Consider the following 18,421-nt stretch of genomic DNA (forward strand, 5'->3'; position numbering starts at 1 on the left):
GGGTTATCTCCGGTTCGGGTTGAAGGTGCTCGGCAAGGTGGCCCAGCAACTATCGTAGTCGGCCTGCAACTGCGGGCACTCGAGCGCCTGCAGGCTCGGGCGCAGCACCTGGCTGGTCTCGAACATGAAGGCCATGGTGTTGTCGATCTTGTGCGGTGCGAGGTCGGCGGCAATGGCTTTTTCGCAGGTCTCGGCATCGGGCCCGTGGGCGCTCATCACACCGTGCAGCGAAGCGCCACCGGGCAGGAAACCTTCGGCCTTGGCATCGTAGGCACCGCTGATCAGGCCCATGAATTCGTTCATCAGGTTGCGGTGGAACCACGGTGGACGGAAGGTGTTCTCGGCCACCATCCAGCGCGGAGGGAAGATCACGAAGTCCATGTTGGCCAGACCATGCACGCTGGTCGGTGACGTCAATACGGTGAAGATCGACGGATCGGGGTGATCGAAGCTGACCGTGCCGAGGGTGTTGAAACGACGCAGGTCATACTTGTAGGGCACGTTACTGCCGTGCCAGGCGACCACGTCCAGTGGTGAGTGCTGCAGCTCGCAGGCCCAGTGTTCACCCAGAAACTTCTGCACCAGCTGTACCGGGCCTTCAGCCTCCTCGTAGTGCGCTACCGGGGCCAGGAAGTCTCGGGGGTTGGCCAGCCCGTTGCTGCCGATCGGACCCAGGTCCGGCAGGCGCAACGGCGCGCCGTGGTTCTCGGCAATGTAGCCCCGGGCCTGGCCATCAGGCAGTTCGACGCGAAACTTCATGCCGCGCGGTACCACGGCGATTTCCTGCGGCTCGACCTCCAGCAGCCCCAGCTCAGTGGCGATGCGCAGGCGACCCTGCTCCGGCACTATCAGCAGTTCACCGTCAGCGTTGAAGAACACCCGTTCCATCGAGCGGTTGGCGCAGTAGATATAGACACTCACCCCCGCCGGTTTGTCCGCAGCCGAATTGGCCACCATCGGCAGCCAGCCTTCGATGAAGTCAGTCGGTTCAGTTGGGAGCGGTTGAGGGTTCCAGCGCAGGCGATTGGGGGTGACGCCGCCCAGCGGCCCGTTCAGTGGCTGACGCGCCAGCCGTTCAAAGCGCGGGTGCAGGGCGGACGGGCGAATGCGATACAGCCAGGTCCGGCGCAGTTCGCTGCGCGCCATGGTGAACGCCGTACCCGACAGTAGCTCGGCATACAGGCCGTAGGGGGCCTTCTGCGGAGAATTTTGCCCGACGGGCAGGGCCCCGGGCAGGGCTTCACTGGCGAACTCATTGCCGAAGCCGCTCAGGTACTGAAGGTCGGGCGACGTGTCGCGGTTCATCGATGCCTCCGGATTTTGTTTTTATCGTAATCAGATTACGAATAACGTAATTTGCTCCGTGCAACCCGTCAAGCTATAAAGGCGCGACTCGACGAATCCGGAAAACCCAACCCATGGCCAAAGCCAGCTCCCCCACCGACAACGGCAAGCAGAAGGTCCGCTCGGCGGAAGTCGGCACCGACATCCTCAAGGCCCTCGCCGAGCTCTCGCCGTCCACCTCCCTGTCGCGGTTGGCCGAGCACGTGCAGATGCCCGCGAGCAAAGTGCACCGTTACCTGCAAGCACTCATTGCCAGTGGTTTTGCCGAGCAGGATGCGGCCACCAACCACTACGGGCTTGGCCGTGAAGCATTGCGCGTGGGGCTGGCAGCGTTGGGCAGCATTGATGTGCTGAAGCTGGCGGCGCTGCCCTTGTCGCAGCTTCGCGACGAGCTCAACGAAAGCTGCTTCATCGCCGTGTGGGGCAATCAGGGAGCAACGGTGGTCAGCATCGAGCCTGCTGTACGGGCGGTGACGGTGGTGACCCAGATCGGCTCGGTGTTGCCGCTGCTCAGTTCCTCTACCGGGCTGGTGTTTGCCGCGTACTTGCCTGAGCGCGAAACCCTGGAGCTGCGCGACAAGGAACTGGCCGTGCTGCAGCAAAGCGCGAGCGATTACGACCGGCTGCTGGCAGGCATTCGCGAACGGGGCCTGCACCATGTGCACGGTTTGCTGATGCCGGGCGTGGATGCGCTCTCGGCCCCCGTGTTCAATGCCATGGGGCAGATCGCCGCGGTGATGACCGTGGTAGGGCCGACCTCGATCTTTCACGCCGATGAACATGGGCCGGCGGCGCAGCGCCTGCTGGCAGCAGCGCGTGATACCAGCTGGCGCATGGGTTACGCACCGAAGGCCTGAGACGGGCTGTGGCACTGTTGCCTGAAACGTAAAGGTGAATGTCGCAAGCGGCTATTTTTCCTGCCGGATCAAGCGCTTATTCTTGAATCACTGGCCGGCATGAAGGGCACTCCCCCCGCCTTTCAGGCCTGCGAGGTTCACCGACGTTGATTTTGAAGCTCCTTGATCTGACGTCTCGATTGGCCGCTGCGCTTGCAGCGGCTTTTTTTTGTCGGTTGTTTACAGTGCGTTGGTGGCGCATGCCTTGACTGTTCTGGCGGCCAGCAGACCGAGCGCCGACCGCGATGGAGCTCGATCTCAAGGACGCTGCAGCGGATACTGCTGCAGGTTCGCCATCATCTGCTGCAACGCCTGCAAGCTGTCCTGCGGGTGTATCGCCTCAGCGAAATCACCAATCTGCGCCCAGCTGTCAGCCACCTGCTCAGGGCTAAAACCTTCCCTCGGGTCGAAGCCGACACCCAGGCTACGCTCCCAGCGCACCTTGCCAATCCAGCCCCCGCCCACCTCGAACAGCTCACCGCTGCTCTGACACTGCTCGCTACCCAGGTAAACCACCAGGGGGCTGACCAGTTCAGGCTTGAGGCGTTCGAACACCTGTGCCGGTATCAGCCCTTCGGTCATGCGCGTGCCACCGGTAGGCGCGATGGCATTGACCAACACGCCGTGTTTGCGCCCTTCGATGGCCAGGGTACGGGTCAAGCCATATAAGCCAAGCTTGGCCATGCCGTAATTGGCCTGGCCGAAGTTGCCATAGATCCCAGAGGTCGAAGCGGTGAAGATCACCCGCCCCCAGTTCTGCTCGCGTAAATGGGGCCAGGCAGCGCGGGTGACCTTGTAGGCGCCCTCGACATGGACTTGGTAAACCTGATCCCAATCGCTGTCGTCCATCTTGTGGAAGGTCTTGTCGCGCAGGATGCCGGCATTGTTCACCAGCACATCGACCCGCCCAAAACAGTCCAGCGCCTGTTCGACGATGCGTGCGCCGTCACCAACGGAGTCGTGATTGGCCACAGCCATGCCTCCAGCGGCGCAGATCTCATCGACAACCCGATCGGCCGCTGAAGCGCTGGCGCCTTCCCCGTGGGTAGACCCCCCAAGATCGTTGACCACCACCTTGGCGCCACGCGCGGCGAACAGCAGTGCATGGGCGCGGCCCAGGCCACCACCGGCCCCTGTGACGATCACCACACGGTCTTGCAGACGTACCGGCTCGCTCATGCTCCTGGCTCCAGATAGGTTGAAGGACTCGAGTGTCCACCAGCACCTGCCAGCGGACAATCAAGCTCACTCAGGCTGAATGCCAGGCGATAACGCGCAACGATGTCAGTCGCTCAGGGCCAGGCCATTTTTTGCGGGAGGTAGCTCAGCGGCTGTTCGCGAAAGGCCAGGTAGTGGCGCAATACCTGCGCAGGGGCTTCGGTGTGCGGGTAATGGCCAATGCCCTGCAATTGCACGATGTCCGGGTTGGGCACCAGTTGCCGGTAACGCTCGACCATCTGCGCTCCGCTAAGCGGATCGACCACGCCGTTGATAAAACGCAGCGGCACGCCCTCGCGCTGCAGCGCACCCACCCAGCGTTCGCGATGCAGCCTGCGCTCGGTCACGAAACCTACCAGTTTGTGCAGGATGCGAGTGCCGCCGTTGGAAGCGATCAGGCTCCAGAAGTCATCCAGCGCGCTTTCGCTGGGGTGAGTGCACGGCCCATAGACCTGGCTGACGTTGCGCACCAGGTCGTCGCGCCCGAACGAACGCGCCACCAGCCAACCCAGGCGGCTGAGCAGCAACTTCTGTATCAACAGCACCCGGCAGCTTTCAGGGAACAGACCGCTGTTGAGGAACACGCAACTGGCGATGTCCGCACGCTGTTCATGGTGTCGAGCCAGCAACTCTTGGGCCACACTGCCGCCGTAATCGTGTGCCAGCAGGTGCACAGGCTGGTCGACCTCGAGGTGGGCGAGCAAGGCCTGCTGCAGGTCTGCTTGCTCGATCAGGCTGTAGCCATGGTTGAGCGGCTTGGCCGAATCGCCAAAGCCGAGCATGTCGCAGGCGATGAGGCGAAAGCGCTGGGCCAGCGGCGTCCAGAGGTAATGCCAATCCCAACTTGCCGTCGGGAATCCATGCAACAGCAGCAGAGGCTCTCCTTGCCCTGCGGACCAGTAGCGTATGCTCTGGCCCCGGAATGAAAAACACTGACTCCGGGTACGCCAGACGCACAATGGTATCTCGGCCAAAGGCATCAGGTTCGTCCCGGTATGCAACGGTTGTGGTTATAGGGCAAGGCTGCGTTCATTGCATGTCACCTCGGCACATACATGTGCTCTCTATGTCGAGGCTGAGTCTAGTCAGCCGCCCACTCGGTGAAACTTGCGTTGACAGCCAGCTTGATGACCGAGCGAGTCAGTGGCACGAACGGTCACAGCCGAAAGGCTCGCCACCACAACCTCAGGCCGTCAGGGCCTGGGCAAATGCTGCCAACCACGGTTCGGCGTCAGTCTCCGGGGTTACTGTCTCGCTGGCATCGAGCTTGAGCATCGGCTGCAGTTCACGCACACCCAGTTCGGCAAACAGCTCACGCAACTGCTCGCCACCGCCGCAGTAAGTATCGCCATAACTGGAATCGCCCAAAGCAATGACCGCCCCCGGCAAGCCACGCCAGGCTGCGGGCAGGGTGTCACGGATGCTGCTGTACAGCGGCATGAGGTTGTCCGGCAGCTCACCCATGCCGGTGGTGGAGGTCACTGCCAGCAACGCTTCTGGCGCAAAACCTTCGAGATCCTGTTGGGTGGCGCGGGCAGCGTGCCAGGCATCATGGCCTGCAGCCTTGAGCAGCGACTCGGCATGACGGGCAACTTCTTCGGCAGTACCGTATACGGAGCCGGAAATAATGGCGATTTTCATCGAGAGATGGATTCCGAAACTGAGTGAAAACGTAGGATACTAGCATCCGACGGTGGCAAAAGGCCGCCTAACCTATGCCCCCTTTGCCTACTGGCCCGGACATGATCAACGCACAACTGCTGCAATCGATGGTCGATGCGTCCAACGACGGCATCGTGGTCGCCGAACAGGAAGGCGATGACACCATTCTGATCTACGTCAATCCGGCGTTCGAGCGCCTGACCGGCTACAGCCGCGACGAGATCCTTTACCAGGATTGCCGTTTCCTGCAGGGCGATGACCGGGACCAACTTGCCCGTGCACGCATCCGCAAGGCGCTGGCCGAAGGCCGTCCATGCCGCGAAGTCCTGCGCAACTACCGCAAGGACGGCAGCGCCTTCTGGAACGAGTTGTCGATCACGCCGGTGAAATGCGATGCCGATCATCGCACGTATTTCATCGGCATCCAGAAGGATGTCAGCCGCCAGGTCGAGCTGGAACGTGAACTGGCTGAGATGCACGTTCGTCGGAATTTCGACAAGCGCCCGGAACCAAGCGCTTAAGGCAGAGTCAATCCCGTTGAAGAAGCCGTCAACTCCGAGTTCGATCATGCGCGCCAATGCGCTTTTGACCCAGGACGAGCTGGATTTCATCCAGGACATGCAGCATTCCCCGCAATTGAACCAGACCGACCCGATGTCGAGCCTGCTGGTCAATGGCGACCGACGTATTCAGTCGTTGCTGGCTCGGCTGGTGGCCAACGAGCAAGTCACCCTGCAGGCACAGTTCAACAACCAGCAGATCAACTTCCCCCTGCACCTGGTGGAGGACGAGTTCCACGCCGTGCACCTGCAGATCGGCTCGCCGGAAATCTACGAAGACGGCCCGATGTTGCGCCCTTGGCGCCTGTCGATGGACCAGCCCACTGCACTACTGGATGCGCAGGGCAAGGTCAGCGGGCTCTTCGTGCGCGAGATTTCTTTCAAAGGGGCGCTGCTAGAAATTCGCGGCCTGCCCGAAGCGCCTTCGCGCTTCGACCTGCGCTTCGCGCCAGGGGGCATCCCGGCCATCGTACTGCACGGCAGGCTACGCCGGCGTATTGGCCCGGATCTCGCTGCCTACGACCTCAGCCGCAGCTCGGCGCAAGAAACCGAGCGCTTGCGTGAATACATTCTGCAAGCTCATCTTCAGGCCCACCCGGAGTTGCACGCTCAGCTGTCGAGCTGACCGGCCAGGTATTGCCGCAAGCGCCGCCGCATGAGGCTTACCTCTGCACCCAGGCACGCCACCGGGCTGCCGGCCAGGCTTTCCTGGGCCATTTCGGCAGCCTCCCCCGCCAGTAGCAATGGGCACTCAAGCCCGGCAGCCAGGCGCCTCAAGCGCTTGCTGAGCTCAGCTGTCGGCGCGTGGTTGGAGAACAGTACCAAAGCATCGGGCCTAAGCTTTCCAGAGACGACCGCCAACTCATCCAGCGGCTGCCCAGGCATCAACAGCGTTACACCGACATCATCGCTGCACAACAACAGGCCGGTGACCAGCAGTTCCAGTTCCAGGCACTGCCCCGGCAACGGTGCCAGAAGCACGCAGCGGCTGCGCTGCCGACGCGTGAGCTGCAGGCGCGAGAACACCCGGGCACGCAAAAACTGATCGAGGAACAGCCACTCGCTGGCCTGGCCGAACGCACCTTGCCCAGCCGCCAGGTCGTGCCAGACGGGCATGAACACATCAGCGAAAACCTGGTCCTGACTGATGCAGGCAAACACCTGGTCGAACAACCGGTCAAGGCTCTCGGCATCGAAGCGTTGCACTGCCTCGCGCAATTGCGCCTGCCAGCGGATGGCAGAATCGGCTGCAAACGCGTCATGCACGTTCGCCTGGTCACGCGCCAGGATACTGCCGACCTTGCTGACCGCCACACCGCGCTCCAGCCATCCAAGAATGCGCCGGATATCTTCGATGTCAGCCAGCGAATAAAGGCGGTGGCCACTGTCGGTGCGTGTTGGCTGGATCAGCCCATAGCGCCGCTCCCAGGCACGCAGAGTCACGGCATTGACCCCGGTGAGCCGGGAAACTTCACGTATCGGGAACAGGTCCTGATGCTGCAGGCCTGCTTCGACTTCCGCTGTAAGTCCCTGATTGTCCATCTGCACTGAATGACCTGTGCGCAATAAATTGGAGGTGCAGTCTACTACGAGAGGAAACGTCGCAGGTTAACCACCCTCAGTAGCAGACAGTTGCCAATAACGAGCGATCAGCCATAATCCGCGCCCGATTCTTGCATAGACGCTTGCGTCGCCCACCACCCCGGGCCACGCAGCCAAGGGGCCGGCTACCCGCCAGCCCCGTCGCCAGGAGATACACGATGTCTACCCCACCCGTCACCCTGATGGTGTCGCGTCGCGCCGCCCATGGCCGCTACCAGGACCTGCTGGCCTGGCTGCACGAAGGCGAGCAGTTGGCCACCGACTTCCCCGGCTACCTCGGTTCAGGCATCCTCGCACCGCCGCGCGACAGCGATGAATTCCAGATCATTTTCCGCTTCAGCGACGAGCCCACCCTGCATGCCTGGGAGCATTCCGCGTCGCGCCGCGCCTGGCTGCGACGTGGCAACGGCCTGTTCGAGCGCCCCAAAGAGAGGCGCGTCAGTGGCATCGATGACTGGTTTGGCACCAATACAGTGCAAAAACCACCACGCTGGAAACAGGCGGTCGCGATCTGGCTGGCATTTTTTCCCGTCTCGCTGCTGTTCAATGTGCTCTTCGGCCACTGGCTGACCGAATTTGAACTGGTGCCGCGCGTGATGCTCAGCACCCTGGCACTGACGCCGCTGATGGTGTACCTGTTCATCCCGCTCTCCACCCGCCTGCTGGCCGGTTGGCTTCATGCCTCTCCCCCCTCAGGCGCCGCACTGCGCAGCCGCTGAGGCCAGGCCATACAAGAGGGAAACAGTTCGGGTATGCTGGGCGGCAACGACAGGAAAGACAAGTTGACCGCCCGCACATGAACAGCCCAATTCTCGTTACCGGAGCCAGCCAGCGCGTCGGGCTGGCCTTGGCCCTTGAGCTGGCAGAGGCCGGCCATACCGTGGTCAGTGCCAGCCGCAGCCTCCAGCCCCAGCCTGCGCACCCTAACATCGTGCAGTTCCAGGCCGACCTTTGCCTGGCGGCCGACCGCCAGGCGCTGATCGACCACCTGCAGCAGCACTACGATGGGCTGCGCGCAATCATCCACAACGCTTCTCTGTGGCTCGACGATGGCCTGGACAACCTGCAGACCATGTTCCGCCTCCACGTCGAGGCGCCCTACCACCTGAACCTGGCGCTGGGTGATTTGCTGAACAAGGTCGACAATGCCGATATCATCCACATCTGCGACGAAACCTCCTCGCGGGGCAGCAAGAGCCATATCGGCTATGCCGCCACCAAGGCAGCGCTGCAGAACATGGTGCTGTCGTTTGCCGAAAAATATGCGCCCAAGGTACACGTCAACGGTATCCTGCCTGGGCTGCTGATCCTCAAGGAAGGGGGCGACGAAGCCTATCGCCAGCAGACCCTGAAAAAGGCCCTGCTGGAATTCGAACCCGGCGCCGGCCCGCTGATCGAGACGGTCAAATACCTGCTCGAAAGCCAATACAGCACCGGCAGCCAGGTGGTCATCAACGGTGGCCGCCACCTGAAGAATCGCATGACCTGAGAGAAGCCCATGACTGCGCAAGAACAACTCGAACTCGAGGCCGCCGCCTTCCGGCGCCTGGTCGCACACCTGCAGAACCGCACCGATGTGCAGAACATCGACCTGATGAACCTGTCAGGTTTCTGCCGCAACTGCCTGTCCAAGTGGTACAAGGCCGCGGCCGACGAACGCCAGGTCGACATCAGCCTGGATGACGCCCGTGAAGCGGTGTATGGCATGCCCTACGTCGAATGGAAAACCCAGTACCAGAAAGAAGCCAGCGCCGACCAGCAAGCGGCGTTTGAAAAAGGAAAACCTCGTGACTGATCTGAACACCCTGCGCGCCAGCCTGGCCAGCGGCAAACACGCCTTTGCCGACACCCTGGCGTTCATCGCTGCCAACTACAGCTACCAGCCACAGGCTTTCACCAACGGTGGCGTGGAAAACGCCGCCGGACAGAACGAAGGCTCGTGCAAGACGCTGGGCCTGGCCCTGCTGGAAGGCCTGAGCGACCAGGAGGCGCTGCTGGCCTTCGGCGAGCACTACCGTGACGTGGCGGCCACGCCTGAGGGCACTGACCATGGCAACATCCGTGCGCTGATCGCGCATGGCCTGGCAGGTGTGAAGTTCACCGCGCAGCCGCTTTCGCGCAACGCTTGATACTGCCGGGCCGGGCAGGCCCCATCAGCTGATGATCTGCCCCGGCCCGTCGGCCGGCAACCCGCCGCGCTGCAACCACGCCAGCGCAATCGGCCACAGGCTCTCGCGGAACCGGTCATGGAAAAACGCGAAGTGGCCAATGTCCTCGGCCGCGATATCCGCAGGTGCAATCCGCAGATGCCGACGCTCGGCGCCTTCCAGATAACCTAGCAATCGCTCTGTAGCGGCCACCGTGCCAAACGGGTCATCGGCCAGGCTGATCGCCAACGTCGCCGCACGCACCTGGGCAAACGGCAAACGCTCCAACGTGCGCCCGCTGGGCCTTTGCTCATAGCGCGCTGTACGGGTGGTCCAGTCCTGCACCACACCTGCAGGTGTGTCTTCCATCCAGCCCAGGCGTTTGCCGGGGAAGTAACCGAACACACGGGTCAGCAACGGCATCGCCACGTGCCACTTGCCGAACAGCCGCCATCGCTGATCAGCCGCATAGTCGCGCCAGTAGGCGAACTGCGCACCCACCATCACCACCCGCCTGATCCGCCCGGCAGACGGCGCCAGCCCTACAGCGCAACCGCCGAAGCTGTGCCCCACGACATCCACCGGCTGGCAGGGAAATGCCTGGGCGGCGTGCGCCAGCATGGCTTCGAAATCCAGCCTGCCCCAGTCGCTCCAGGAGGCCTGGAAACCGCGCAAGGAAGGCGGCCGGGATTCGCCGATACCGCGGTAGTCATAGGTCAACACGTCGCAGCCTTGGGCGAACAGGTAATCGGCAAAGCGGGCGTAGTAACGGCAGCGCACGGACGTGGCGGCATTTATGATCACCAGCGGGCGCTGGGGATTGGCCTGGGCGTGGCGCCAGTAGAAACCACCAAGGCTGTAGCCGTCGGCTGTGGTCTGGCGAAAAGGCGTGGCCGGTAGGGTGAGGCTGCTCATGGCGCGCTTCCTGTTGTTGTGCGCCAACGCTAGCAAAAAATTAGAGGGCTGTACCGACCCTTTCGCGGGGCCGGTACAAGCCATGGGGCTTACAGCTCGACGCAGTCGAACTTCACCTCGGTCGCCACATCTTCGTCGTAGTTGACGTCAGCGCGCTCGAAGCCGAACAGGTTGAGGAACTGCTTCTTGTAACCGGCGTAGTCGGTCAGTTCGAACAGGTTCTCGGTGGTCACTTGCGGCCAAAGGGCCTTGCAGGCGCCCTGCACATCGTCGCGCAGTTCCCAGTCGTCCAGGCGCAGGCGGCCCTTTTCGTCCAGCTCCGCCGGGGAGCCGTCAGCACGGTACATGCGGTCACGGAACATGCGGTCCAGCTGGTCCTGAGTACCTTCGTGAACGCCCTTCTCCTGCATGATCTTGAAGACCATCGACAGGTACAGCGGCATCACCGGAATGGCCGAACTGGCCTGGGTGACCACCGACTTGAGCACGGCCACGTTGGCGCTGCCACCGACCTTGCCGGCCAGGCGCTGGGCGGTTTCGTCCAGGTCCTGCTTGGCCTTGCCCAGGGCGCCGTGCCAGTAGATCGGCCAGGTGATGTCACTACCGATATAGCTGAAGGCCACGGTGCGAGCCTGTGGTGCGAGCACGCCCGCGGCGTTCAAGGCGTCGATCCACAGTTCCCAGTCCTGGCCGCCCATGACGGTGACGGTGTCAGCGATTTCCTGCTCGGTGGCCGGCTCGATGCTGGCCTCGATGATGGTGTCCTTATTGGTATCGATGGCGGTCGACTTGTACGGCTGGCCGATCGGCTTGAGCGCGGAGCGGATCACTTCACCGGTCTGCGGCAGCTTGCGCACCGGCGAGGCCAGGGAGTAGATGACCAGGTCGACCTGACCGCCCATTTCGTTCTTGATCAGCTCGATGACCTTGGCACGGGCTTCATCGGAGAAAGCGTCACCGTTGATCGACTTGCTGTACAGGCCCTCGGCCTTGGCGAACTTGTCGAAGGCAGCAGCGTTGTACCAGCCGGCAGTGCCAGCCTTGGTCTCGGTGCCTGGTTTTTCGAAGAACACGCCCAGGGTATCGGCCTTGAAGCCGAAGGCGGCGGTAATGCGTGCCGCCAGGCCGTAGCCGCTGGATGCACCAATGACCAGGACCTTCTTCGGGCCATCCTCGCGCACGCCCAGCTTGCGGGTGGCTTCGATCTGGTCACGGACGTTCAGCTCGCAGCCCTTCGGGTGAGTCGTGGTGCAGATGAAACCGCGAACCTTAGGATGAATGATGGCCAATGTCTGTACCTCGTCAGGTTTATGCCGGGGAAGCGCCGCCTCGGGCGATTCCGATTGATCAGAGGGTGAGACTACCCCCACGGGTTATCCGACACATATTACGGGGTGATCAAAGGGATGCAAAACGATGCGCCCCCGATGAACACTCTGGCGCTGGCAAGATTCGGTGGTTAAGACCAAAGACCGGAGACCAGCTCCGGAGCCATTGATTGGTTTTTCACATCAATGGCAAAGAAAAACAAACTTAACAAATGAGCCAAACCCGCCGAAGCTGGTGGCACTGCGCCCGCTGGGCGCCCACCTGCACACGGAGAACAACAACATGAACGACGTGGTCATCGTCGCCGCAACCCGAACCGCCATCGGCAGCTTCCAGGGTGCCCTGGCCAACGTGCCCGCGGTAGACCTGGGCGCTGCCGTGATCAAGCGCCTGCTGGAGCAGACCGGGCTGGACCCGGCACAGGTCGACGAGGTGATCCTCGGCCAGGTACTCACCGCCGGCGCCGGGCAGAACCCTGCTCGCCAGGCCGCGATCAAGGCCGGCCTGCCCTACAGTGTACCGGCGCTGACCCTGAACAAAGTCTGCGGCTCGGGCCTCAAGGCCCTGCACCTGGCTGCACAAGCCATCCGTTGCGGTGATGCCGAGGTGGTAATCGCCGGAGGCCAGGAAAACATGAGCCTGGCCCCCTACGTGATGCCTTCGGCGCGAACCGGGCAGCGCATGGGCCATGGCCAGTTGGTCGACAGCATGATCACCGACGGCCTGTGGGATGCCTTCAACGACTACCACATGGGCATTACCGCCGAAAACCTGGTGGAGAAGTACAGCATCAGCCGTGAACAGCAGGATGCGTTTGCTGCCCAATCGCAGCGCAAGGCGGTGGCCGCCATCGATGCCGGCCGCTTCGTGGACGAAATCACACCCATTGTGATGCCGCAGAAAAAAGGCGACCCAAAGGTCTTTGACCGTGACGAGCAGCCCCGTCCTGACACCACTGCTGATTCCTTGGCCAAGCTGCGCCCGGCCTTCAAGAAAGACGGCAGCGTCACCGCTGGCAACGCCTCCAGCCTAAACGACGGCGCCGCTGCGGTGCTGCTGATGAGTGCAGGCAAGGCCAAGGACCTTGGCCTGCCGGTACTGGCCAAAATTGCCGGCTACGCCAGTGCGGGGGTGGACCCGGCAATCATGGGGATTGGCCCGGTGTCGGCCACCCAGCGTTGCCTGGACAAGGCTGGCTGGCAATTGGCCGAGCTTGACCTGATCGAGGCCAACGAGGCCTTTGCCGCACAGGCGCTGGCGGTGGGCAAGGCGCTGGAGTGGGATGCCGAGCGGGTCAACGTCAACGGCGGGGCAATTGCCCTTGGGCACCCGATTGGTGCCTCGGGGTGCCGGGTGCTGGTGACCTTGCTGCACGAGATGATCAAGCGCGACGCCAAGAAGGGGTTGGCCACGCTGTGCATCGGCGGGGGCCAGGGTGTCGCTTTGGCGATCGAGCGTTGATCACGGTTTAACGCAGACAGCATTGCCCCCATCGCCGGCAAGCCGCCGATGGGGGTGGTACAAGCAGCAAATCCTCAGGCTGTGGCGCGCAACTCCCGAGCCGCTGCCACCATGTTCACCAACGCCGCCTCGGTCTCGGGCCAGGCACGGGTTTTCAATCCGCAATCCGGGTTGACCCACAGACGCTCAGCCGGAATACGCAGGGCTGCCTTGCGCAGCAACGTGACCATCTCCTCGCGGCTCGGTACGCGTGGCGAGTGAATGTCATACACACCTGGGCCGATCTCGTTCGGGTAGTCGAACTTCTCGAACGCCTCCAGCAATTCCATGTCCGAACGCGATGTCTCGATGGTGATGACGTCTGCGTCCATCGCAGCGATCGACTCGATCACATCGTTGAATTCGCTGTAGCACATGTGGGTGTGGATCTGTGTTTCGTCACGAACGCCCGAAGCGCAAAGGCGGAAGGCCTCGGTGGCCCACTCGAGGTAAGCAGGCCAGGCACTGCGGCGCAGCGGCAGGCCTTCGCGGAAGGCTGCTTCGTCGATCTGCACGATCTTGATATCAGCTGCTTCCAGGTCGAGCACTTCATCGCGGATTGCCAGCGCCAGTTGACGGGCCTGGGTTTCGCGGCTGACATCCTCACGTGGGAACGACCACATCAGCATGGTCACCGGGCCGGTCAGCATGCCCTTCATGACTTTGCGGGTCAGCCCTTGTGCATAGCGGATCCAGGCCACGGTCATCGCCTCAGGCCGGCTCAGGTCACCGTAGATCACCGCAGGCTTCACGCACCGCGAACCATAGCTCTGTACCCAGCCAAAACGGGTGAACACGTAGCCGTCGAGTTGCTCGGCAAAGTATTCCACCATGTCGTTGCGCTCGGCCTCGCCGTGCACCAGTACGTCCAGGCCCAGGTTTTCCTGGATCTGTACGGCATGGCGGATTTCACTGTGCATGGCTTCGACGTAATCAGCTTCGGTCAACTTGCCCTGTTTAAACGCCTGGCGTGCCAGGCGTATGGCAGGGGTCTGCGGGAAAGAGCCGATAGTGGTGGTCGGATAGGCTGGCAGGTTCAGCCCGGCTCGCTGCTTGGCAATACGCTGGCCGAACGCCGACTGGCGCTGGCTGTCGCCAGGCTTTATAGCGTCGACCCGCGCCTGTACAGCAGGCTTGTGGATACGTGGCGAGCTGGCGCGGCCAGCCTGGATGGCGCGGCTACGCGCCAGTGCGGCGGCAACTTCGGCAGCGTCCGGTTGGTTGACGGCCTTGGCCAGCACGGCGACTTCCTGGCATTTCTGCACGGCGAAGGCCAGCCAGCTTTTCAGCTCGGTGTCGAGCTGGTCTTCACGGCCCAGGTCCACGGGGCTGTGCAACAGCGAACAGGATGGTGCAACCCACAGGCGGTCACCCAGACGCTCGGCAGCGTGACGCAGTACATCAACGGCTTTCTCCAGATCGCAGGCCCAGACGTTGCGGCCGTTGACCAGGCCCAGTGAGAGTATCTTGTAGGCCGGCAGGCGGTCGAGGATGGTCGGGTACTGCTCCGGCGCTCGCACCAGGTCGATATGCAGGCCGTCGACGGGCAGGTTGGCGGCAAGGCCGAGGTTTTCTTCCAGGCCGCCGAAATAGGTGGCCACCAGTTTTTTCAAAGGGGCGCGCTGGAGGATGTTGTAGACGCGCTCATAGGCGTTTTTCCATTCCTGCGGCAGATCGAGTACCAGGATCGGCTCGTCTATCTGCACCCACTCCACACCCTGACCAGCCAGGCGGTTAAGGATTTCGTCGTATACCGGCAGCAAACGGTCGAGCAGCTCCAGCTTGTCGAAGTCTCCACCTTTGGCCTTGCCCAGCCACAAGTAGGTCAGCGGGCCGATCACCACCGGTTTGGCGGCATGGCCCAAGGCCTTGGCTTCGTCAACTTCCTCGAACAACTGCTCCCAGCTCAGGGCGAATTGCTGATCGACGGTAAACTCAGGTACCAAGTAGTGGTAGTTGGTGTCGAACCACTTGGTCATTTCCTGGGCGTGGGCACCGCCGCAGCAATTGGCACTGCGCCCGGTCGCCACGCCACGGGCCATGGCGAACAGGGTTTGCAGGGTGGGCTTGGCACCGTCATGGCCTCGGAAACGCTCGGGGATGACGCCGAAGGTCAGCGAGTGCGTCAGTACCTGGTCGTACCAGGCGAAATCGCCGACGGGCAACAGCTCGATGCCAGCATCCTTCTGGGCTTGCCAGTGAGCCGCGCGCAAGTCGCGGCCTACCTTGCGCAGGCCGGCTTCGTCCAACTCACCTTTCCAGAAGGCTTCCTGGGCTTTTTTCAGTTCGCGGTCGCGACCGATACGCGGAAAACCCAGGTTATGTGCCAGTGCCATCTCTTGTCCCTCAGAATGCAAAAATGAATGAGGGGGATTTTCCGGCCAGGCACATAATGAGACAAACTCATTTAATTTGAGATGAAATTAAGATCCTTTCATGATGAATGTGCCGGGCACGTCTTGTTCAGAGCAGGCTCGTACGCTCGCAGACAAGCCTGCGCCCAAGACGCGTCGCACAATGCCTCACTGAACAATCCAGGTGCCCCATTGCCATGAGCCTGCTGAAATCGGCGCTGCGCGAAAAAACCTTCGTCTGCGTCATGGAGTTCGTGCCCAAGCCGTCGGCCGAACGCTTCGCTGCGATGGAGGCGATCATGGCCCGTGGGCACTTGTGCGGCTGGCCAATGACCGTAGCCATCGGCGACCGTGTCGGCAGCCCGCTGGACCTCTCGCCATTGGACGCCCTGTCCAGCTTCAGTAAACCCGTCCCTGCCCTGCCCCACTTTTCCGGCAAAGACCGTGAACAACATGATCTGCTCGCGCAACTGAAAAGAATGGACGCCGCCGGTCTCGACCAATTGCTGCTACTGACCGGCGATCGCCTGCCAGGCCACCAGCCAGGCGAGCGCCCGGTGCGCTATCTGGAATCGGTCGCCGCACTGCGAATTGCTCGCAAGGCCTGCCCCCACTGGCTGCTGGGCGCTGCACTCAACCCATTCAAATACCGCGAGGAAGAAGGCGGTGCGCAGTATTTCAAGGCAGCGAAAAAGCTCGCTGCGGGCGCCGATTTCCTCACCCTGCAATTGGGCTTCGATGCCAGCAAGCATCAGGAGGCCATGCAGTGGATGGGGCGTCAGGCCGAGCCCAAGCCGCTACTGGCCTGCCTGATGAGCCTGAGCCATGGCCGTGCAGCGATGCTCGAGCATGTCGCCGGCGTTACCGTCTCACCGTCGATGCGCAACATGCTTGAGGCCGAAGCGGCCGTATCCAAAGCCTATGCCCAGGCACGCGGCCTTGATCGCCTGGCCCTGCAGATCATTGGCGTAAAGTTGATGGGGTATGCCGGGGTGCACCTTTCAGGTGTTCACGAGCTCAAGCAACTGCTCGCTCTGGAGGCGCGCATCGAGGACTGGCAAGCACGTGTCCATTCACAGGAACAGTGGGCAACGGCCTGGGCCGGGAGCTGGCAGATGCCAGGCCTGCCAGCGGTGACCTTTCACCCACCACAAGCAGACTGGCGACAAGGCCAGTCGAGGGTCAGCGCAACAGCCAGAGAGAAACTGCGTTATCACCTGCTGCATGGGTTTCACGCCCTGTTGTTCAGCCATAACAACTGGCTGAGCAAGGCCTTTGGCTGGGCCGTGCGCCGGCCGCTGTGGGCCAGCGACAGCGGCGCCCGCTGGCTGCACAGCCTGGAACGCAGCGTGAAGCGCCCGCTGCTGGGCTGCGACACCTGTGGCAGGTGCCGTCTGGAAGACACCTTGTACATTTGCCCCGAAACCTGCCCCAAGGGCCTGGCCAACGGCCCCTGTGGCGGTACTGCGCTGAACCGCTGTGAGTTCGGCGACCGCGAGTGCATCCACAGCGTCAAATACCGCACCGCCAAAGCCGTGCAACAGACCGCAGTGCTCACCGAGCGGCTGATCCCCTGCATCGAGATACAAACGCGTCACCGCAGTTCATGGCCGCAGTGGTTCGACGCCCAGGCACCTGGCCGGCTCAGCTCGCAGCCAACGCTTCGAAACCCGCCCGAATCTTCGCCTCAGGCAGTTCATCGGCAATGAACACCATCACGCTTTCGCGCGTTTCGCCTTCGTCCCACTCGGCGTCCCAATCGAAACCATAGAGTTTGAGTACGCCCTGGAACACAAGGCGACGGTCTTCTCCGGCAATGTTGAGCACACCTTTATAGCGCAGCAATTGCTTGCCGTGAGTCTCGAGCAAGTCGTTCATGAAGTCGCTGAGGCGGTCGATGTCCAGAGGGACCTCGGTACGCAGCACCAGGGTCGAGATACGATCAGGTGTGGCGGGTTTGTACACTGGGCGCAGAGTTGGCTTGAGGTTGGCGCCCAGGTCAGGGTTGAGGTTGAACCCGCGCACGTCGAGCAGTTCGGCCAGGTCGATACGCCCGTGCTCGACCACGCGCAGCGCCGCACGGCCATTGATGCGCGCCAGGCGCTCGCGCAGGGCGTCCACCGCCGTCGGCTCGACCAGGTCGGTCTTGCTCAGCAACAGGCGGTCGGCAAAGCCCACCTGGGCCTGGGCGATGGTCTGGGCAAGATGCAGTTCGGCATGGGCCGCATCGACCAGGGTAATGATGCCATCGAGGATATAGCGGTCACGCAGTTCCTCTTCAACGAAGAAGGTCTGCGCCACCGGCGCGGGGTCGGCCAGGCCAGTGCATTCGATCACCAGGCGATCGAAAGCGATCTCCCCGGCGTCCAGGCGCTCGAGCAGCAGGAACAAGGCGCGGGTCAGGTCGCCATGAATGCTGCAGCATACACAGCCGTTGGCCAGGGTCATGACCTGCACCGGCTCGTCACCCAACAGCTGGCTGTCGATGCCTGCCTCGCTGAACTCGTTCTCGATCACGGCGATTTTAAGGCCGTGCTCGGCTTTTAGCATGTGCTTGAGCAAAGTGGTCTTGCCAGCACCGAGAAAACCGGTGAGCACGGTTACGGGAATTGGCGTCTGCACGCAGAAATCTCCTGAAGCTGAAAATGACTGTGGGAGCCCACAGGCTCCCACAGGTTCACGCAGTGTGCCGAATCAGCAGCACTTAGGGCCGGACTTGCCACCGTAGCGGGCTTCCTGGCGTTCCCGGAAGAACGCCTCGTAGCTCATCACCGGCTTGTCCGGGTGCTTGGTCTGCATGTGCTCGACATAGTTGTCGTAGTCGGGCATGCCGACCATCAGGCGGGCTGCCTGCCCCAGGTATTTACCCAGTCGACCCAGGTCGTTGAACATCG

The 18,421-nt window shown here is 62.2% G+C and carries 19 protein-coding genes; 9 read left to right on the plus strand and 10 right to left on the minus strand.

Going from position 1 to position 18,421, the window contains the following annotated elements:
• Positions 1-3: 3 nt before the first annotated feature.
• The gene (gene hmgA, locus ACW4TB_RS17745) at positions 4-1,305 is read right to left on the minus strand and encodes a homogentisate 1,2-dioxygenase (protein ID WP_012312745.1); all 1,302 of its coding nucleotides are present in this window, start codon (positions 1,303-1,305) and stop codon (positions 4-6) included.
• 113 nt (positions 1,306-1,418) lie between these two features.
• On the opposite strand from hmgA, the gene ACW4TB_RS17750 reads away from it, so the two are divergent.
• Positions 1,419-2,201: an IclR family transcriptional regulator gene (locus ACW4TB_RS17750; RefSeq protein WP_012312744.1), complete on the plus strand. Its 783-nt coding sequence runs from the start codon at positions 1,419-1,421 to the stop codon at positions 2,199-2,201.
• A gap of 297 nt (positions 2,202-2,498) precedes the next feature.
• Here ACW4TB_RS17750 and ACW4TB_RS17755 read toward each other — a convergent pair whose 3' ends face one another.
• The 3 genes from ACW4TB_RS17755 to ACW4TB_RS17765 all read right to left on the minus strand — a co-directional run bounded on the left by ACW4TB_RS17755 (position 2,499) and on the right by ACW4TB_RS17765 (position 5,099).
• Positions 2,499-3,419, minus strand: coding sequence for an SDR family oxidoreductase (locus ACW4TB_RS17755; RefSeq protein ID WP_012312743.1), 921 nt, complete (start codon positions 3,417-3,419; stop codon positions 2,499-2,501).
• 113 nt (positions 3,420-3,532) lie between these two features.
• On the minus strand, positions 3,533-4,324 hold the full coding sequence (locus ACW4TB_RS17760) for an alpha/beta fold hydrolase (RefSeq protein ID WP_455843032.1): 792 nt from the start codon (positions 4,322-4,324) through the stop codon (positions 3,533-3,535).
• A 319-nt stretch (positions 4,325-4,643) separates the two neighbouring features.
• Positions 4,644-5,099 (minus strand): flavodoxin, encoded by a 456-nt coding sequence (locus ACW4TB_RS17765; protein ID WP_012312741.1) that lies wholly within the window; start codon positions 5,097-5,099, stop codon positions 4,644-4,646.
• Between the two features lie 101 nt (positions 5,100-5,200).
• Between ACW4TB_RS17765 and ACW4TB_RS17770 the strand changes: the two genes are divergently transcribed.
• Together ACW4TB_RS17770 and ACW4TB_RS17775 are read left to right on the plus strand one after the other, a co-directional pair.
• The gene (locus ACW4TB_RS17770) at positions 5,201-5,641 is read left to right on the plus strand and encodes a PAS domain S-box protein (RefSeq protein WP_042111161.1); all 441 of its coding nucleotides are present in this window, start codon (positions 5,201-5,203) and stop codon (positions 5,639-5,641) included.
• 46 nt (positions 5,642-5,687) lie between these two features.
• Positions 5,688-6,305 carry a hypothetical protein gene (locus ACW4TB_RS17775; RefSeq protein WP_455828437.1) on the plus strand — a complete coding sequence of 206 codons (618 nt, stop codon included), beginning with the start codon at positions 5,688-5,690 and terminating at the stop codon, positions 6,303-6,305.
• Here the strand turns inward: ACW4TB_RS17775 and ACW4TB_RS17780 are convergent.
• Positions 6,290-7,222, minus strand: coding sequence for a MerR family transcriptional regulator (locus ACW4TB_RS17780; protein WP_254467149.1), 933 nt, complete (start codon positions 7,220-7,222; stop codon positions 6,290-6,292). The two genes, ACW4TB_RS17775 and ACW4TB_RS17780, sit on opposite strands and share 16 nt — an antisense overlap.
• Before the next feature lie 218 nt (positions 7,223-7,440).
• On the opposite strand from ACW4TB_RS17780, the gene ACW4TB_RS17785 reads away from it, so the two are divergent.
• The 4 genes from ACW4TB_RS17785 to ACW4TB_RS17800 all read left to right on the plus strand — a co-directional run bounded on the left by ACW4TB_RS17785 (position 7,441) and on the right by ACW4TB_RS17800 (position 9,411).
• Positions 7,441-8,001, plus strand: coding sequence for an antibiotic biosynthesis monooxygenase (locus ACW4TB_RS17785; RefSeq protein ID WP_279931884.1), 561 nt, complete (start codon positions 7,441-7,443; stop codon positions 7,999-8,001).
• A 77-nt stretch (positions 8,002-8,078) separates the two neighbouring features.
• Positions 8,079-8,771, plus strand: coding sequence for a dihydromonapterin reductase (gene folM / locus ACW4TB_RS17790; RefSeq protein WP_455828436.1), 693 nt, complete (start codon positions 8,079-8,081; stop codon positions 8,769-8,771).
• 9 nt (positions 8,772-8,780) lie between these two features.
• A complete protein-coding gene (locus ACW4TB_RS17795; protein ID WP_279931888.1) occupies positions 8,781-9,077 on the plus strand; it encodes a DUF1244 domain-containing protein in 297 nt (98 codons plus the stop codon).
• Positions 9,070-9,411 (plus strand): HopJ type III effector protein, encoded by a 342-nt coding sequence (locus tag ACW4TB_RS17800; protein ID WP_012312734.1) that lies wholly within the window; start codon positions 9,070-9,072, stop codon positions 9,409-9,411. The genes ACW4TB_RS17795 and ACW4TB_RS17800 overlap by 8 nt, the downstream gene beginning before the upstream one ends.
• A gap of 24 nt (positions 9,412-9,435) precedes the next feature.
• On the opposite strand, the gene ACW4TB_RS17805 is transcribed toward ACW4TB_RS17800, so the two are convergent.
• Together ACW4TB_RS17805 and fabV are read right to left on the minus strand one after the other, a co-directional pair.
• The gene (locus ACW4TB_RS17805) at positions 9,436-10,344 is read right to left on the minus strand and encodes an alpha/beta hydrolase family protein (protein ID WP_254467148.1); all 909 of its coding nucleotides are present in this window, start codon (positions 10,342-10,344) and stop codon (positions 9,436-9,438) included.
• A gap of 89 nt (positions 10,345-10,433) precedes the next feature.
• Positions 10,434-11,627: an enoyl-ACP reductase FabV gene (fabV, locus tag ACW4TB_RS17810; RefSeq protein WP_455843040.1), complete on the minus strand. Its 1,194-nt coding sequence runs from the start codon at positions 11,625-11,627 to the stop codon at positions 10,434-10,436.
• A 328-nt stretch (positions 11,628-11,955) separates the two neighbouring features.
• Here fabV and ACW4TB_RS17815 point away from each other — a divergent pair, with 328 nt between their 5' ends.
• Positions 11,956-13,134, plus strand: a complete 1,179-nt coding sequence (locus ACW4TB_RS17815; protein WP_279931892.1) for an acetyl-CoA C-acetyltransferase — start codon at positions 11,956-11,958, stop codon at positions 13,132-13,134.
• A gap of 74 nt (positions 13,135-13,208) precedes the next feature.
• Here ACW4TB_RS17815 and metE read toward each other — a convergent pair whose 3' ends face one another.
• Positions 13,209-15,509 carry a 5-methyltetrahydropteroyltriglutamate--homocysteine S-methyltransferase gene (metE, locus tag ACW4TB_RS17820; protein WP_254467146.1) on the minus strand — a complete coding sequence of 767 codons (2,301 nt, stop codon included), beginning with the start codon at positions 15,507-15,509 and terminating at the stop codon, positions 13,209-13,211.
• Between the two features lie 215 nt (positions 15,510-15,724).
• On the opposite strand from metE, the gene ACW4TB_RS17825 reads away from it, so the two are divergent.
• Positions 15,725-17,236 carry a methylenetetrahydrofolate reductase C-terminal domain-containing protein gene (locus ACW4TB_RS17825; protein ID WP_279931896.1) on the plus strand — a complete coding sequence of 504 codons (1,512 nt, stop codon included), beginning with the start codon at positions 15,725-15,727 and terminating at the stop codon, positions 17,234-17,236.
• On the opposite strand, the gene yjiA is transcribed toward ACW4TB_RS17825, so the two are convergent.
• Positions 17,172-18,149 (minus strand): GTPase, encoded by a 978-nt coding sequence (gene yjiA / locus ACW4TB_RS17830; RefSeq protein ID WP_254467144.1) that lies wholly within the window; start codon positions 18,147-18,149, stop codon positions 17,172-17,174. The genes ACW4TB_RS17825 and yjiA overlap by 65 nt on opposite strands.
• A 72-nt stretch (positions 18,150-18,221) precedes the next feature.
• Positions 18,222-18,419 carry a YbdD/YjiX family protein gene (locus ACW4TB_RS17835; RefSeq protein WP_008094130.1) on the minus strand — a complete coding sequence of 66 codons (198 nt, stop codon included), beginning with the start codon at positions 18,417-18,419 and terminating at the stop codon, positions 18,222-18,224.
• Positions 18,420-18,421 lie beyond the last annotated feature (2 nt).

This window comes from Lelliottia jeotgali, assembly GCF_977070485.1.

Excerpts from the sequence above, each read along its gene's own strand:
- ACW4TB_RS17815 (WP_279931892.1), top strand. The coding sequence starts at position 11,956 with ATGAACGACGTGGTCATCGTCGCCGCAACCCGAACCGCCATCGGCAGC.
- ACW4TB_RS17780 (WP_254467149.1), bottom strand. The coding sequence starts at position 7,222 with ATGGACAATCAGGGACTTACAGCGGAAGTCGAAGCAGGCCTGCAGCAT.
- ACW4TB_RS17805 (WP_254467148.1), bottom strand. The coding sequence starts at position 10,344 with ATGAGCAGCCTCACCCTACCGGCCACGCCTTTTCGCCAGACCACAGCC.
- ACW4TB_RS17770 (WP_042111161.1), top strand. The coding sequence starts at position 5,201 with ATGATCAACGCACAACTGCTGCAATCGATGGTCGATGCGTCCAACGAC.
- ACW4TB_RS17795 (WP_279931888.1), top strand. The coding sequence starts at position 8,781 with ATGACTGCGCAAGAACAACTCGAACTCGAGGCCGCCGCCTTCCGGCGC.
- ACW4TB_RS17835 (WP_008094130.1), bottom strand. The coding sequence starts at position 18,419 with ATGTTCAACGACCTGGGTCGACTGGGTAAATACCTGGGGCAGGCAGCC.
- ACW4TB_RS17825 (WP_279931896.1), top strand. The coding sequence starts at position 15,725 with ATGAGCCTGCTGAAATCGGCGCTGCGCGAAAAAACCTTCGTCTGCGTC.
- ACW4TB_RS17765 (WP_012312741.1), bottom strand. The coding sequence starts at position 5,099 with ATGAAAATCGCCATTATTTCCGGCTCCGTATACGGTACTGCCGAAGAA.
- ACW4TB_RS17755 (WP_012312743.1), bottom strand. The coding sequence starts at position 3,419 with ATGAGCGAGCCGGTACGTCTGCAAGACCGTGTGGTGATCGTCACAGGG.
- ACW4TB_RS17785 (WP_279931884.1), top strand. The coding sequence starts at position 7,441 with ATGTCTACCCCACCCGTCACCCTGATGGTGTCGCGTCGCGCCGCCCAT.
- hmgA (WP_012312745.1), bottom strand. The coding sequence starts at position 1,305 with ATGAACCGCGACACGTCGCCCGACCTTCAGTACCTGAGCGGCTTCGGC.
- metE (WP_254467146.1), bottom strand. The coding sequence starts at position 15,509 with ATGGCACTGGCACATAACCTGGGTTTTCCGCGTATCGGTCGCGACCGC.
- folM (WP_455828436.1), top strand. The coding sequence starts at position 8,079 with ATGAACAGCCCAATTCTCGTTACCGGAGCCAGCCAGCGCGTCGGGCTG.
- ACW4TB_RS17750 (WP_012312744.1), top strand. The coding sequence starts at position 1,419 with ATGGCCAAAGCCAGCTCCCCCACCGACAACGGCAAGCAGAAGGTCCGC.
- ACW4TB_RS17775 (WP_455828437.1), top strand. The coding sequence starts at position 5,688 with ATGCGCGCCAATGCGCTTTTGACCCAGGACGAGCTGGATTTCATCCAG.